Below are 16,836 nucleotides of genomic sequence, written 5' to 3'. Positions count from 1 at the left end.
TTTTTTCAAGGTAAATTCAGAGAAGCTTTTCGAGCCCATAAACTAGAGACTCTAATCTTCTAACTTTACTAATAACAAGCAAGACTCCTGGCATATAGGCTGATCTATCAATGGTGTTATGGCATAACGTATATGTCTCTCCAGAAGAACCAAATATAACTTGTTGTTGAGCAACTATGCCTGGAAGACGAATTGAATGGATTCGAATACCATTTTTACTTAAACCACCTCTACAGCCTTTTAATGATTCATGTTCTTTTACGTTTGAATCATTAAAAGTCTTACTTAGTTCTTCTGCTAATTCTGCTGTTTTTATACATGTACCGCTTGGTGCATCTGCCTTTTGATTGTGATGGGATTCTATTAATTCAACATGATCATAAAAACCAGATGCTGCAACGACTGCTTGCTGTAATAAGACCATACCTACTGAAAAATTAGGTATAATTGCAGTTCCAATTGATGACTTTTCTGCAAAATCACTCAATTCTTTAATTTGGATAGAAGTAAGGCCTGTGGTACCTATTACAGGATTTACTCCATAAGCTATTGCAGCTCTAACATGATCATAAACGACATTTGGATGAGTAAAATCAACTAATACAGCACCATTTCCAGTAGTTGCATCTCTATATGTTTGGCTTGCTAAGCACAATGAACCTTCTAAATCAGATGTTATAGGAATCTCCAACTCATTTATACCTAATGCAATACCAATATCCTTCCCTTGTTCATTCTCATTATTATCTATTGCCCCAATTAATTTACAGTCACTAGATTTGCAAATTGCTTTAATCACCTCAGACCCCATTTTACCTAGAGCTCCAGCAACAAGAACTGGTGTTTTTTGATTGGTATCTAAATGCATCGGAGAAAAGGTTTATTTAACTAATGATATGAATTCGTAAAGTGAGATGTAACAGCAATTAAGTAAAAGCCACAGTAAAGACACTAATAAAAGTAGGCTTGGTCAAAATACCTAGCAAATAGAGAGATGTTTACACAGGTTCGCTCAGCAAATCGCAGAGTCTCTCCTGTTGAAGGGCAAAACCATAAATTTATAATGAAAATAGTTTACCTAGTTTTAGAACCTCAATACCAAAATTCTTTAACCGAAGCAGCCAAAGCACTTAATGAACAAAAAGGATCCGTAGGGATAGATCTAAATGGATATCTCATTGAAGAATTAAGAGATGAATCAAATTTTTCAGATTTCAAATCTGATATTGCAGAAGCAGATGTCTTTATTGGATCACTAATTTTTATAGAAGACCTAGCTCAAAAGGTCGTTGAAGCAGTTGAACCCCACAGAGAGAGTTTAAAAGCTGCTGTGATATTCCCATCAATGCCTGAAGTGATGAGGCTTAATAAACTTGGTTCCTTTTCTATGGCCCAATTAGGACAAAGCAAAAGCCTGATTGGTGATTTTATGAAAAAGAGGAAGGAAGCTGGTGGTGCAGGCTTCCAAGATTCAATGCTAAAGCTATTAAATACACTTCCATCCATACTTAAATATTTACCTGTTGAGAAAGCTCAAGATGCTAGAAACTTTATACTCGGCTTTCAATATTGGTTAGGAGGTACACCAGAGAATTTAAAAAATTTCTTCTTACTATTAGCAGACAAATATGTATTTGCAAATATTGAAAATGAATCTGATTTAGGCATTGAAGTTAAGGAACCAGAAGTATTTCCAGATCTAGGTATATGGCATCCTTTAGCCTCAAAAATGTATGAAGATTTAAATGATTATCTTGATTGGAGCAAAAATAGAAAAGATCTAAGTAAAAAAGCAAGGGAAGGTCCTGTTATAGGCTTAGTTCTTCAGAGAAGCCATATAGTGACTGGGGATGATGCACATTATGTGGCCGTAATCCAAGAGCTCGAATACAGAGGCGCAACAGTTATACCTGTTTTTTGTGGAGGCCTTGATTTTTCTAAACCAGTTAAAGAGTTTTTTTACGATCAATTAGAAACAGATAATCCATTGGTGGACGGAGTAGTATCTCTTACTGGCTTTGCATTAGTCGGCGGCCCTGCCAGACAAGATCATCCAAAAGCAATTGAAGCCCTGAAGAAATTAAATAGACCTTATATGGTTGCATTGCCTTTAGTATTCCAAACAACTCAAGAATGGGAAGGAAGCGATCTAGGCCTTCATCCAGTTCAAGTTGCTCTACAAATTGCAATTCCTGAACTTGATGGAGCAATTGAGCCTATTGTTTTATCTGGTAGAGATGACGCAACTGGAAAAGCTCATACACTTCAAGACAGAGTTGATGCAATTGCCCAAAGGGCTATTAAATGGTCGTCCTTAAGAATAAAACCAAGAAGTGAAAAGAAATTAGCAATCACAGTCTTTAGTTTTCCTCCAGACAAAGGAAATGTAGGAACAGCAGCTTATCTAAATGTATTTGGGTCTATCTTTAGAGTTCTCGAAGAAATGAAATCAAAAGGTTATGACATCCAAGGATTACCAACAGATGCTAAAGGATTAATGCATAAATTAATTAACGATCCAGAAGCACTTGAAGGCTCTCCTGAATTAACAATTGCTCATAGAATGAGTGTTAATGAATACGAGAGATTAACTCCTTATTCAGCGCGTTTAGAAGAAAATTGGGGAAAGCCTCCTGGGAACCTTAACAGTGATGGTCAAAACTTATTAATATATGGATGTCATTTTGGAAATGTATTTATAGGAGTTCAGCCAACATTTGGATATGAAGGAGATCCAATGAGATTACTTTATTCCAAAAGTGCAAGTCCTCATCATGGTTTTGCTGCTTATTACACCTATCTAGAAAAGGTCTGGGATGCCGATGCAGTACTTCATTTTGGTACACATGGATCATTAGAATTCATGCCAGGAAAACAAATGGGTATGAGTGATACTTGTTATCCAGATTCGTTAATTGGTGGTTTACCAAATCTCTATTACTACGCAGCAAATAACCCATCAGAAGCAACAATTGCAAAAAGGCGAGGATATGCTTCAACAATTAGTTATTTAACTCCGCCAGCAGAAAACGCAGGTTTATACAAAGGTCTAAAAGAATTAAGTGAATTAGTTGGATCGTATCAACAGTTAAGAGAAAATAGTAGAGGAATTCAGATAGTAAATGCCATTATAGAAACATCAAAAAAATGTAATCTTGACAAGGATGTAACGCTTCCAGATGAAGATGCAGCAACCTTAAGTTTGGAAAAACGAGACTCGATTGTTGGAGCAATATATGGACAGCTTATGGAAATAGAAAGCAGATTACTTCCTTGTGGTTTGCATACTATAGGAATGCCTCCAACTGCAGAGGAGGCAATAGCAAGTTTAGTAAGTATTGCAGCTTTGGAAAGAGAGCAAGAAGAAATAAGATCTCTTCCTGGTTTATTAGCTGAATCAATAGGAAAAAATATCGAAGATATTTATAAAGGCAATAACAATGGAGAATTATTCGCTGTTGAAATGAATAAAAGAATTACAGATACAGCTAGATCAGCTGTTAGAGCTATGGTTATTTCTTTAACAGGTTCAGATGGAAGAGTAAGTCTAAATAAAAGTCTAATAACTCGATTAATAGAATTTCTACAAATACTTGGATTAAACTTTCCTTCACCATGGATGAACGCATGCCAAAAGAATGGCTTTAAAAATATTAATGTTAAAGAATTAGATAAACTATTTGATTATCTTCGTTTCTGTCTTAATCAAATATGTGCCGACAAAGAAATGGATAGTCTATTAAAGGCTTTGGATGGAGACTATGTACTTCCAGGGCCAGGAGGAGACCCAATAAGAAATCCGAATGTTTTACCTAGTGGCAAAAATATTCATGCCTTAGATCCACAATCAATTCCAACTGCAGCTGCAGTTGCTTCAGCAAAAGGAGTTGTAGATAAACTAATTGAAAAGCAAAAAGAAGAGCAAGGAGATTGGCCGGAAACTATAGCTTGTGTACTTTGGGGAACTGATAATATAAAAACTTACGGTGAATCCCTTGCACAAATTCTTTGGTTTGTAGGAGTTAAACCAAAGCCGGATTCTGTAGGTAGAGTAAATAAACTAGAGTTAATACCTCTAGAAGAGCTTGGGAGACCACGGATAGATGTAGTAGTTAATTGCTCTGGAGTATTTAGAGATTTATTTATAAACCAAATGGCGCTAATAGATCAAGCCGTAAAAATGGCTGCTGAAGCTGAAGAACCAATTGAAGAAAACTTTGTAAGAAAACATTCACTTGCTCAGTCTGAAGCTGAAGGTATTTCTATTAGAGAAGCTTCATGCAGAGTATTTTCCAATTCAAGTGGAAGTTATAGTTCAAATGTAAACCTTGCAGTTGAAAACTCTACTTGGGAAGAAGAGAATGAACTTCAGGAGATGTACCTTTCTAGAAAAACATATGCATTTAATGCAGATAATCCTGGGGAAATGAATCAGAAAAGAGAAGTTTTTGAATCAGTTATGAAAACAGCAGATGTTACTTTTCAAAATCTTGATTCATCAGAAATATCTTTGACAGACGTGAGCCACTACTTTGATTCTGATCCAACAAACTTAATATCAAAGTTACGAGATGACGGCAAAAAGCCAAATAGCTATATAGCTGACACCACTACAGCAAATGCACAAGTTAGATCTTTAAGCGAAACAATTAGACTTGATTCAAGAACAAAGCTACTAAACCCTAAATGGTATGAAGGAATGCTTAACTCTGGTTATGAAGGAGTTAGAGAAGTATCCAATAGATTGAATTACACCTTGGGGTGGAGTGCTACTAGTGGTCAAGTGGATAACTTTGTATACGAAGAATCCAATGAAACATTTATAAATGATCCTGAAATGAGGAAAAAATTAATGGAGCTTAATCCTCATAGTTTTAGAAGAATTGTTGGAACACTTCTAGAAGTTAATGGTAGGGGTTATTGGGATACGTCTGAAGAGAATATAGAACAACTTAAAGAGTTATACCAAGAAGTCGAAGATAAAATTGAAGGTGTAGATACTGATTAAGTATCATTAACTTTAAATTAATATAAAGTTAATTCCACAAAGCATTTGACATATCAATCACCTGTTTCATTTCCGATACATCATGAACTCTAACCATATCAACTTTTGCTTGAACACATCTACAAACTACTGCTGCAGTTCCAAATATACGTTTCATAGGATCTGGTTGATTTAAAGTATGACCAATAAATTTCTTTCTAGAAGGACCAACTAAGACTGGGAATCTACTATTTGTAAACTTCTCCAAATTATATAATAAATCTATATTATGAAAATTATTCTTAGCAAATCCTATACCTGGATCTATAATTATTTGTTTTTTCGATACTCCTGCAGAGTAAGCATGATCAATAGCTCTCTGAAGTTCTTCATAAACCTCAGTAGTGACATTTTGGTAATTAGCAAATGTATTCATATTTGAACTATTGCCTCTACTGTGATTAATAACAAAAGGAGCACCTGAATCTGCTACAACATTAAGAATGTCAGAATCAAATCTGCCCCCGCTAATATCGTTAACCCAATTAACACCTAAATCCAAGGCTTTTTTTGCTACTTTTGAGTAAAATGTATCAATTGAGAGTAATTGATTAGGGTGCTCTTTACGCAATAAAGTAATGACAGGAGTTATTCTATTAAGTTCTTCTTCGCAACTGATTAACTGTGCTCCAGGCCTTGTACTTTGGCCACCAATATCTAGAATATCTGCGCCTGAATCTATAACATCAGTTGCTTTATTTAGTGCTGTTTTTGGATCAAGGAAACGACCTCCATCACTAAAAGAATCAGGAGTAATATTTATTACTGCCATAATCTTTAAATTTTCCCTCCAACCCTTAGGCCAAGGATTATTAATTTGATTGGTAATTTGCAATTCTTGCGAAATCATTAGGGTCTAGCGATGCTCCTCCTACTAACACACCATCAATATCTCTCATTGACATTATTTCATCAATATTCCCAGGCTTTACTGAACCCCCATATTGGATAATTAGATCTGAGTACCCTGACCATTGACGAATTAATCCGCAAATTCGATTGGCCTCATTTGACTCACAAGTTTTACCTGTTCCTATTGCCCATATTGGCTCATAAGCAATTACCAACTTAGAAAGGTCAGTCTGTTCTAATCCCTGCTCTACCTGTCTTCTTATTACTCGTTCTGCTTCACCTTTTTCTCTTTGCTCAATGGTTTCTCCTACGCAGACAATAGGAATTAATCCATTCGATTGTGCAGATCTAGCTCTAAGGTTAATTTGTTCATCACTTTCACTAAAATATTTTCTTGGTTCGGAATGACCAACAATTGCATAAGCAACATTATGTTCTAACAGCATAGAAGGTGATATCTCTGCAGTAAAAGCCCCTTTATCCTCCCAATGAACATTCTGACTTGAAATGTTAACGATGGAGTTTTTAACTGCAATAGCAAGTGTTGATATAGCTGTAAAAGGTGGCGCTATAACGACCTCACGGTCTAAAGGGAATTCTTTTGATAAAGGAAGAAATGTCTCCATATATTCAATGGCCGATGCACATGTCATATGCATCTTCCAGTTACCGGCAATCAGTGGTTTTCTCACTCTTAGCCTCTTATTGATCGTTATTGTCTAACTTACGGCCTGATGGTTGATTATTTGAAAAGATGTACTCTTTCTTTGCTAAGCAAACAAGATCGCCATGAAAAAGCTTTCTGCCACGTTTCATTTCAGTTATACCATTTACAGTAACTTGGCCAGAGAGTATAAGGTGTTTAGCTTGACCACCTGTTTGAGCCAAACCAAGCCATTTTAAAAATTGATCCAATTTCATAAAAATACTTCAAAATAAAATCATGATTTCAAATACTAATCTTAGCTTCAAAAAATTAGTCTCTCATTTAATTCCCTATTTGAGAGAGTTAATTGCTGGTGGTGCATTTATGTTGATATATGTATGTTGCTGGCCAGTTCTTGCTTGGCTGGCGGGAAGATTAATTCCAGCTATTGGCAAAGGAGACTTACAGCTAGTTCTTAATATAATAACTCAAGCATTAATTATATTTTTACTTCAAAAAACTGCGCAATATATTCAAGATACTATTTTGGCAAGACCAGCATTAAAGACAAGTCAAAAAATAAGGCAGGATTTATTTAAGAAGCTTCAGAAAATAGATATTCAATCACTAGAAAAATTATCAACTGGGGATATTACCTACAGACTTACTGAAGATGCTGATCGTGTAGGTGAAGTAATTTACAAAACTGTTCAAGATACAATTCCATGTATATTTCAACTTATTGCAGTGATAACTTATATGATTTATATAGATATCAATCTGTCAATTGCGACACTACTACTAGCTCCTATTATAACCTTACTTGTAGGAAAATTTGGAGAGAAAGTATTAATAACTGAAGAAAAAAGCCAACAAAAGATAAGCAATCTAGCTAGCTTACTATCAGAATCTATACAAGTGCTTCCACTAATAAAAGCCTACGGTGCTGAGAATTGGTTGCAACAAAGATTCGATAATCAAGTAGATATCCATAGAAAAGCAAAGTATAAAGCTCTAAAGCAAATAGCTTTACAACATCCTGTAATAGGTTTTATTGAAGCACTAGGCATATTAATAGTTCTTGCAATTGGCGCTCTTAGAATTCAGTCTGGCGCTATAGATGGTCAGGGATTTAGCAGCTATTTTGCAGCTTTATTAATGTTAATAGACCCAATAAGTCATCTAACCACGAATTTCAACGAGCTTCAGCAAGGTCAAGCTTCTCTAAAGAGATTGAGAGAAATAAATCGTCTTCCCAAAGAAGATAATGAAGAAAATCTTTTAACTGCAAATTTAAATAATGGAGGTGAGATTGAAATCAAAGATGTTTGCTTCTCTTACAAAAACGGTGATCAAGTTATTAATAATATTAATTTAAAGATTAGGTCTGGTGAGAAAATTGCTCTAGTAGGTCCATCGGGAGCCGGTAAAAGTACAATTTTCTCATTGCTTTTAAAATTTATCAAGCCACAAAATGGTAAGATTTATATTAATGGAAATGATTTATCTACTGTAGACTCTTATCAAGTTAGAAGTAAAATAGCAATAGTACCTCAGAAAATGAATATACTATCTGGAACTATATTAGATAGTATAAGTTTTGGCAGGAATTACACAAAAGAAGAGATTATAACGGCATCTAAAATAGCAAATGCTCATGAGTTCATAATGAATATGCCAAGTAATTACTCAACTCATATAGAAGAAAGAGGTACAAACCTGTCTGGAGGTCAACTGCAGAGAATTTCAATCGCTAGAGCAATACTTGGCAACCCTTCTATTTTATTATTAGATGAAGCGACAAGTGCACTTGATGCTGAGTCAGAGAAATCTGTTCAGATGGCTCTAGATCAGGCAATGAAAAATAGAACAGTTCTAATAATTGCTCATAGATTAGCAACTACTCAAGAAGCAGATAAAATCATTTACATAGAGAATGGTTCAATTGCTGAGACAGGTCAACATGATGAATTAATGAATAAGGCAGGTAAATATAGGGAGCTATGTGAAAAGCAATTTATTAGAGACATTAAAAATATTAATCAAACACCTTGATTGAAGCTGGACTGAGATTTAAAATAATAATAATCAAATCAATAAAATTTCAATGGCAGACTACGAAGCCAATCAGGCAGATCCTATACTCACATTTGATGAAAAGCGTTATAACATTAATTCACTTCCCAATGATGTAAAGGAATTGGTGAAAGGACTGCAAATTGCAGATAGTCAATTAAGACTTCATGAGGACACGTTAAAAGTTTTAGCCGTTGGCAGACAAAGTTTAATTAAAGAATTAAGTGAGAAGCTAAAGGATATTCCCCCATTAGCAAATAACTAATTATTTATTAAAAGAAGTATCTATATATCTGTTTATATGAATATCTTGTAAGGCATTTACAGACATTGATTCCTTTTGAAGTGAATTTATAGCCTCAACAGCTGCTTTTGCTCCAGGTAGTGTTGTAAGAGTTGGAACAGAATAATCAAGCGCAGCTCTTCTCAGATATTTGTCATCATGAATAGCTTGTCTTCCTATAGGGGTATTAATTATCAGTTGGATTTCACCAGAGCGAATTAAATCCTCAATATTTGGCCTCCCTTCATGTACTTTTAGTACTGAAGCAACTTCAATGCCTGCATTGGAAAGTATTTCAGCTGTTCCTGAAGTAGCTATAAGGCCAAAACCCAAGGTGATAAGTCTTTTAGCAATTGGTATTAAGCCTTGCTTATCTCGATCATGGGTCGAAAGAAATACAATGCCATCTGTAGGTAAAGCTTCTCCTGCAGAAAGTTCAGATTTTGCATATGCCATTCCAAAATCTTTTGCTGTAGACATCACTTCACCAGTTGAACGCATTTCTGGGCCCAAAACACTGTCTGATCCAGGGAAACGTCTAAATGGCAGTACTGCTTCTTTAATAGATTGCAATGGAGGGACAGGCTCTTCGTCCAAGCCAGCCTGAGAAATTGTTTTACCAATCAACAAACTTGTAGCAATACGAGCTATAGGGAATCCTGTTGCTTTAGAAACAAAAGGAACTGTTCTGGACGCTCTTGGATTGGCTTCTATAATAAATACTTTCTCAATTCCTTTATCATCCTTTTGAACCGCAAATTGTAAGTTTATTAAACCAACAACATTTAATGAATGAGCTAAAGATGTCGTCCATTTAGTTATTACTTCTATTGACATTTTTGATAGTGATATTGAAGGAAGACAGCATGCAGAATCACCAGAATGAATACCAGCTGGTTCTATATGTTCCATTAGACCAGCTATTACAACATTGCCTTCGGAATCAGACAGAGCATCTACATCTACTTCTATAGCATTTTCTAAATATTGATCTATTAAAACTGGGTGATCAGGTTCTACTTTTACAGCTTTCGTCATATAAGTATTCAATTCATCATTGTCATAGACAATTTCCATTGCCCGACCTCCTAATACATAAGAAGGTCGGACTACTAAAGGGAAAGTAATATTTGCAGCTATAAGATGTGCCTCTTTTAAAGATCTTGCTATTCCATTTAAAGGCTGACGTATATTTAAGTCACTCAAAACAGCCTCAAATTGCTCTCTATCCTCAGCCTGATCTATTGAAAGAGGAGAAGTACCCAAAATTCGACTTCCAGTTTTCAAGCCATCATCTGATTTCAGCCAATTGAGAATTGGCATTGATAATTTCAACGGGGTTTGGCCTCCAAATTGAACAATTATACCTTCAGGTTTTTCCAACTCAATTACATTTAGAACATCTTCTAAAGTTAAAGGTTCAAAATAAAGACTATCACTAGTATCGTAATCAGTTGAGACTGTTTCAGGGTTACTGTTTAACATTATTGTCTTGTAATTTTCTTTCTGTAATTGATAAGAAGCATGGCAACAACAATAATCAAACTCTATTCCCTGCCCAATTCTATTAGGTCCTCCTCCCAAGATAAGAACCTTGCTATCATTATTATAAGTTATTTCGTTAGCTGTTTCTTTCTCAATTAATTGACCATTTTCAAGTATAGTTTTGAATGGTAATTCATATGTAGAATAGTGATATGGTGTAGAAGATTCAAACTCAGAAGCACAAGTATCAACTGTTTTATAAACTGGTAGTATATTAAGTTCTTTTCTTAATGATCTAATATCAAATTCACTAACTTTTAAATGATAAGCTATTTGCGAATCCGAAAAGCCAAGTTGTTTAAGTTCGAAAAGTACTTCTTTAGTCATATCAGAAATATCTTTATTAATTAAATAATTATTCTCTGCCATTAAAATGTTACGTAGTTTAGAAAGAAACCAATGGTCGATTTTGGAAAGAGAGTTTATATATTCATCACTTTTACCAATATTCATTGCGAACTTAATAGCCATAAGTCTATCTGGAGTTGGCTCTCGCAAAAGACGATCAATATCAATCTTGTTAAGAAGAGTTTTACTGCAATCATAAGACCAACCAGTAAGTCCAATTTCCAATGATCTCAATGCTTTCTGAAATGATTCCTCAAAACATCTACCAATTGCCATTACTTCTCCTACCGATTTCATTGATGTAGTTAAAACAGGAGGAGTTCCAGCAAACTTTTCAAAAGCAAATCTAGGGATTTTTGTAACTACATAATCAATAGTTGGTTCAAAGCAAGACGGGGTTTTAGCAGTAATGTCATTAATAATTTCATCCAATCTATAGCCAATTGAAAGAAGTGCAGCGATCTTAGCGATAGGGAAGCCAGTAGCCTTACTAGCCAATGCTGAAGATCTACTAACTCTTGGATTCATTTCTATAACTACAACTTCTCCATCTATTGGGTTAACAGCAAATTGGACATTGCTACCACCAGTTTCTACTCCAATCTCTCTAATAATTTGAATGGATTGATCTCTTAGTCTTTGATATTCGCGGTCGGTTAATGTTTGCGCTGGAGCTACTGTTATTGAGTCACCTGTATGAACACCCATTGGGTCAATATTTTCAATACTGCAAATAATTACTACATTATCTGCAGTATCTCTCATAACCTCAAGCTCAAACTCTTTCCAGCCCAATAATGATTTTTCTATAAGTATTTGAGACACTGGGCTAGCATCTAAACCCGATTTACAAATAGATAAAAATTCCTCATTGTTATAAGCAATTCCACCTCCACTTCCTCCTAAAGTAAAAGCTGGTCGAATAATTCTTGGGAATGAAGATATATTTGCACCGACTTGTAAAGCTTCTTCAAGATTATTAGCTATTCCAGAAGGACATACATTGACTCCTATTTTCTCCATACAACCTTTAAAAAGCAATCTGTCTTCAGCCTTTTTAATTGATTCCAAATCTGCTCCAATCAATTCAACTGAATATTTGTTAAGGATCCCTTGCTCTGCAAGTTGAACTGCAGCATTAAGGGCAGTTTGGCCACCCATTGTTGGCAATAATGCGTCTGGCTCTTCTAACTCAATTATTTTTGTAATTACATCTGATGTAAGAGGTTCAATATAAGTTCTGTCTGCCATTTCAGGGTCTGTCATGATTGAAGCAGGATTGGAATTAACCAAAATCACTTCAAAACCCTCTTTTTTTAAAGCTTTGCAAGCTTGTGTTCCTGAATAGTCGAATTCACAGGCCTGACCAATGACAATAGGTCCAGAACCTAGAATTAATATGCGACGTATATCGTTACGTCGTGGCATTGGTTTTAATAATTTGTTCTGAGTTTCAGTTCGCTTCTATAAAAGCTGATAAGAGTCAGCTAACAAAGTCGCAACTAACATTCAGAATAATAGCTAAATTGTTTAAATTGGGAAGCTGAAATTATGAGCGAGCTCCAGCGGCTAAAAGGGCTATTACCTCCCGAAAACCAAAGCTGGGTTTTCGTAGAGGCTGCTGCCGCTATAGACCCACCTCTGATAGACCTGGAAGAAATCGGAAGGGACGAAGTGGAAATCCAGATTGATATAGAGCAATGGGAAAACCTTGCTCTGGATCATAGAAATTTACTTTTTTGGCACGAAGTAGGAAGGATTCAAAACGATACAATTCCACGAGACGGCTGGGAGATGGCAGCACTTGCAATAGGACTAGGCGGTGCAATTGGAGAGCTTTGGGTGCAAGATGGCCTGCTATTGATTATGGCTCTTGGTTTATCAGGTTTTGCAGGATATAGGCTCTATTTAAAAAACAATTCTGAAAAAAGACTTCAAGATGCTATTTCTGCGGATGAAAGAGCTATAGATCTAGCATGTAGATTTGGTTATAGCGTCCCAAATGCATATAAGAGCTTAGGTGGAGCATTGAAAGAACTAATAGAAAACACTAGAAAAAAGAAAAAGAGAAGTTTTTTTGAAGATCGTTTAGAAGCACTTCGAAAGAGTGCGGAAAAAGCTAGAGCCGAAATGGCTGAGCAACAAGGATCACGACAATCAATTACCAGTGAAAATGTATATGGATAGTAATCACTTAATTAAATTGGCAGCCAAAGCAGCTGATAACTTAAAGGCAGTAAATATACAAATGATTCAAATCGAAATGGTTTCTAGTATTGCAGATTGGATAATGATTAGTGAAGGACTATCTGATGTGCAAGTCAGATCAATTGTTAGATCTATAGAAGATGAATTAGATAGCAAAGCAAATATACTCCCCCTACGTAAAGAAGGAGTAAATGAAGGGAAATGGGCACTTCTTGATTACGGTGATATAATCATCAATGTTTTCCAACCTAGAGAGAGAAAATATTATGAGTTGGAATCATTTTGGAGCAATGGAATTATTTATAATTATTTAGATACAATTAACGAGGAATAGAAATATGTCTCTTAGTATAAATTCACCTGTGCCTTTAAAACAAAGGCCAACCCAAGAATTCATTGAGCTTAAATCTTCAGTCTTCTTCTCAATAGCAACTAAAGATCATTCCTCTTTCTATAGATATTTAGTATATATATGGCTACTATCCTACCCAATATTCCTGATAATATGTAGCGGAAGTTATGCTCTACAAAATGACCTAACTAAACTCTCAATCATTTCGTTGATTACAAGTTCTATAGTACCTTTTCTTTTTCTATTAAGACAATCTTTAGGTTGGGGATATATAAATAAAAGGCTATTATCTAGGACTATTGCTTATGAAGAAAGTGATTGGCATGATGGACAAATATGGGTAAAACCAGAAACATGGAAATGCAGAGAAAACTTAATTTCCAAAGAAGAAGTATCCCCAGTAATTATAAGAATAAGATCATCTCTGTATGCATTATTATCTATTATTATTCTAATTTTAGGGATATACCTATATCTTATCTATTAAATAATGGATTTCAAAAGCAAGTTAAATCAAAAAGATATTAATAAAAATACACCTAGGCTTAAGGTTTTACTTAAGCGAAATTCAATTATAGAGTCAATTCATAATGTACATGCTGTTGTATGCGATAAGAAAGGCAGAGTATTAATGAGTGCAGGAAATTCTGAATATTCAACATTTATTCGTTCTGCATTGAAACCATTTCAAACAATACCTTTCATCAGTAGTGGTGCTTATAAAAAGGTTATGTGTGATGAAAAAGTTCTAGCAATTGCATGCGGATCGCATTCCGGAACAAAGACTCATGCCAGGGAGGCTTTTAAACTCCTATGGCATTCTGATGTTGCAGTAGAACATCTTCAATGCCCCATTCCCGCAGAAAAGACAAGTCCCCTAGAACATAATTGTTCAGGGAAACATGCTGCTTTTCTAGCAACATGTATGAAAATGAATTGGCAATTAGATACGTATTTGGAAGCAGATCACCCACTCCAGATAGAAATAAATCGAAAAGTAGCTGAGCTTTTAAAAATAGAAAGTAAAGACCTTACATTGGCAATAGACAACTGTGGTTCTCCAACTTTAATGCTAAAGCTATATCAAATGGCTTTTCTCTATGCCCAACTAAATGGGTCTAGTCAAAGCGAACTAGAACAAATTAGCAGGGCGATGATTAGGCAACCAGAGCTAGTTGCAGGGGAAGGGCGTTTTGACACTGAAGTAATAAAAAGATCTCATGGTCAGTTAATTTGCAAAGGCGGATCAGAAGGTATTCAATGCTTAAGCAAAATTGGTGACTGCATGGGAATAGCAATAAAAGCTGAAGATGGTTCAAGGCGAGCAAAACACGCTGTTGCTCTTCACTTGTTAAAGCAACTTGAATGGATTACGCCTGCAAGCCTGGAGGAACTTGAAGAAAAAGTAATGGTTATCAATCCAGAAGTAAAACTTGAAGTCAAAGGAGAGCTGAGATTTCAGGAAAAGTAAATAATCTGAGATATTTTATGTACATACGCATGTATGCTATCTATGTCATCGCGGGGTAGAGCAGTCTGGTAGCTCGTCGGGCTCATAACCCGAAGGTCGGGAGTTCAAATCTCCCCCCCGCCACCAATTAAAAGGCCTGCTATGACAGGCTTTTTTTAATGCTTTATGACTATTAATAGCTAAATGTAAATAAAGAGACGAAATGAAAATATTCCAGTTATAGCTTAAGTATTTCGCATGGAGGTACCAACTCAAGTACCCACTCAAGTACCCACTTAGGGACATATTCCTATGCTATAAAACGTCGGGCTATTAACCCGAAGGTCGGGAGATCAAAGCCCCCTCCACCAATTAAAACGTTAGTCGCAAGCTGGCGTTTTTTACTTCTATAACTATGGTTTTACTATTGCTATAGCTCTTCCATTTAAAATGCATAGAATATTAGGGCAGCTTGGTAGGTTAGTGGACGTACAAAAGTGTCTATTTCACTAATTCAGCCTTAAGAGAGTCAATGCATATAAGATCTCCATCAATTTATCTTGCAGTAAAAAGCGAAGCAAAGATAAAAATAGAGGTAATAGAGATCCTTCTAAGGAAAATAGATTTTATAGATATTCATCGTCAATTCCATAAAATAAATATATTAAAATATCAATCATTATTAGATATTAAATTAAAAACAGAAACGGACACTCTTGTTAAAGATATTATCATTTTTATTAATCTACCTGATCTTTCATGTAGAGAGTTATCTTTGCTTAAAAAGAATTACTATTTGCTGGTTTGCTTAGGAGATATTGCAGAGCATTATCAGACTTCTTATGTTTATTCACAATTTCTATTCGATGGGGTTCTTCTCGAAGAACCAGAATATCGATCATTTTTTGAAGTATATGGAATACCAACATATGATGGATCATTGTTTAATCATGAGATCTCTTCTTTTATTTATGCAAATACCTCTTATTCCTCACTTATTCCATTGAAACAAAGGAAATATGATTTTAGTTTTATAGGAAGATTTGACAGAAAAGGAAGAAAATCACTCTTTGAAGATCTAAATAAGTATTTCCCTAATTTATTCATTCATGACTCCACATTAAATCCTCTAAGCAATGATGATCTTCATAAAATAATTAGAAATACAAAGTTTTTCTACAATTCAACCTCTATAGCTCCTAGAGACACTTATGGAAAAAAAAACTTCCCTCAATACTTACAGCTTCAGAGGAAAAGTAGGCTAATACAATATGCTTTAAATGGCTGTATTTGTTTTTCTGAGATCTTACCTCAAAGAAAATATGTAACCTTAGATTCTTCTTTCATACCAATTCAAGAAATACCTCGAGGAGAATCTCAAGGTTTATATTGTCAAAATTACATTAAAAATAATGATAGTAAACTTACCTCTATATCTATGGATACATATGATTCAGTAGTATGTGGATACAGCTCGAAGAATATTGCTAACTTATTTAATCAAATTGTTGTTGATATAAAAAATCAAAGTCCGAAATATAGTAATTTCACTCTTTTGAAAAAAGAAACAACAAAAATAGAATTAATATACACTAAATATAAACTGTTCTCACAATTAAAGCTTATAATATTCTCAAGCATATCCCCATTTAAAAAACTGATAGAAGTCAATAGAAGAATAAATTATTACACAAAAGGATTTAACAAGAAGACTTTATCTTTATTGCTTATAAACTTAACTTTAACCTTAGCAACTCGTTCATTGATCTTTTTATTTAACAAGTCATTTAAACCTTAAGTATGATGTCCAGAGACAAATTATTAATTAATAGTTTGGAATAATATTTGATTAAGAGGGAATAAAAAGATTAAAAAATCAGCTTATATTGATCTATTTATCTTGTAGAAATAATTTTACTATTCTCAACTTGATTTCTTTAGAAGTTAAGAAAAAGAATAAGTAACAAGCCAAACCAAAGATCAGATAATTGAAATTATAAGATAAAAAGCCTACAGCAGGAAAAGAAAA

The 16,836-nt window shown here is 34.7% G+C and carries 13 protein-coding genes and 1 tRNA gene; 9 read left to right on the top strand and 5 right to left on the bottom strand.

Going from position 1 to position 16,836, the window contains the following annotated elements:
- Positions 1-16: 16 nt before the first annotated feature.
- A complete protein-coding gene (gene dapB, locus EV07_RS04220) occupies positions 17-868 on the bottom strand; it encodes a 4-hydroxy-tetrahydrodipicolinate reductase (protein ID WP_036917596.1) in 852 nt (283 codons plus the stop codon).
- A 126-nt stretch (positions 869-994) separates the two neighbouring features.
- Between dapB and EV07_RS04215 the strand changes: the two genes are divergently transcribed.
- Entirely contained in the window at positions 995-5,008 is a 4,014-nt protein-coding gene (locus tag EV07_RS04215; protein ID WP_036917594.1) for a magnesium chelatase subunit H, read from the top strand.
- A gap of 28 nt (positions 5,009-5,036) precedes the next feature.
- Here EV07_RS04215 and folP read toward each other — a convergent pair whose 3' ends face one another.
- From folP to EV07_RS04200, 3 genes are read right to left on the bottom strand one after another with little or no spacing between them, the layout of a single operon-like run.
- Complete coding sequence (folP, locus tag EV07_RS04210) at positions 5,037-5,897, bottom strand: dihydropteroate synthase (protein WP_241433994.1); 861 nt, start codon at positions 5,895-5,897, stop codon at positions 5,037-5,039.
- Positions 5,860-6,591, bottom strand: a complete 732-nt coding sequence (gene tpiA / locus EV07_RS04205; protein WP_036917591.1) for a triose-phosphate isomerase — start codon at positions 6,589-6,591, stop codon at positions 5,860-5,862. Before tpiA ends, folP begins: the two co-directional genes overlap by 38 nt.
- A gap of 10 nt (positions 6,592-6,601) precedes the next feature.
- Positions 6,602-6,820, bottom strand: coding sequence for an RNA-binding S4 domain-containing protein (locus EV07_RS04200; protein WP_036917588.1), 219 nt, complete (start codon positions 6,818-6,820; stop codon positions 6,602-6,604).
- 22 nt (positions 6,821-6,842) lie between these two features.
- On the opposite strand from EV07_RS04200, the gene EV07_RS04195 reads away from it, so the two are divergent.
- Positions 6,843-8,600 (top strand): ABC transporter ATP-binding protein, encoded by a 1,758-nt coding sequence (locus tag EV07_RS04195; RefSeq protein WP_036917585.1) that lies wholly within the window; start codon positions 6,843-6,845, stop codon positions 8,598-8,600.
- Positions 8,601-8,652: 52 nt separating this feature from the next.
- Positions 8,653-8,886: a DUF6447 family protein gene (locus EV07_RS04190; RefSeq protein WP_036917583.1), complete on the top strand. Its 234-nt coding sequence runs from the start codon at positions 8,653-8,655 to the stop codon at positions 8,884-8,886.
- On the opposite strand, the gene carB is transcribed toward EV07_RS04190, so the two are convergent.
- Positions 8,887-12,225, bottom strand: a complete 3,339-nt coding sequence (gene carB / locus EV07_RS04185; RefSeq protein WP_036917581.1) for a carbamoyl-phosphate synthase large subunit — start codon at positions 12,223-12,225, stop codon at positions 8,887-8,889.
- 123 nt (positions 12,226-12,348) lie between these two features.
- Between carB and EV07_RS04180 the strand changes: the two genes are divergently transcribed.
- From EV07_RS04180 to EV07_RS04155, 6 genes are all read left to right on the top strand, one after another.
- Positions 12,349-12,984, top strand: coding sequence for a DUF3318 domain-containing protein (locus tag EV07_RS04180; protein ID WP_036917579.1), 636 nt, complete (start codon positions 12,349-12,351; stop codon positions 12,982-12,984).
- Positions 12,977-13,339 carry a ribosome silencing factor gene (gene rsfS, locus EV07_RS04175; protein WP_036918239.1) on the top strand — a complete coding sequence of 121 codons (363 nt, stop codon included), beginning with the start codon at positions 12,977-12,979 and terminating at the stop codon, positions 13,337-13,339. Before EV07_RS04180 ends, rsfS begins: the two co-directional genes overlap by 8 nt.
- A gap of 4 nt (positions 13,340-13,343) precedes the next feature.
- Complete coding sequence (locus EV07_RS04170) at positions 13,344-13,844, top strand: CGLD27 family protein (RefSeq protein ID WP_036917576.1); 501 nt, start codon at positions 13,344-13,346, stop codon at positions 13,842-13,844.
- A 3-nt stretch (positions 13,845-13,847) separates the two neighbouring features.
- A complete protein-coding gene (locus EV07_RS04165) occupies positions 13,848-14,828 on the top strand; it encodes an asparaginase (RefSeq protein ID WP_052043870.1) in 981 nt (326 codons plus the stop codon).
- Positions 14,829-14,877: 49 nt separating this feature from the next.
- Positions 14,878-14,954 (top strand) — tRNA-Met (locus EV07_RS04160).
- A gap of 385 nt (positions 14,955-15,339) precedes the next feature.
- Positions 15,340-16,605, top strand: coding sequence for a hypothetical protein (locus EV07_RS04155; protein WP_036917574.1), 1,266 nt, complete (start codon positions 15,340-15,342; stop codon positions 16,603-16,605).
- Positions 16,606-16,836: the final 231 nt, after the last annotated feature.

This window comes from Prochlorococcus sp. MIT 0603 (genome assembly GCF_000760215.1).
GTDB lineage: Bacteria > Cyanobacteriota > Cyanobacteriia > PCC-6307 > Cyanobiaceae > Prochlorococcus_E.
This window is presented reverse-complemented; position numbering and strand designations above follow the sequence as displayed.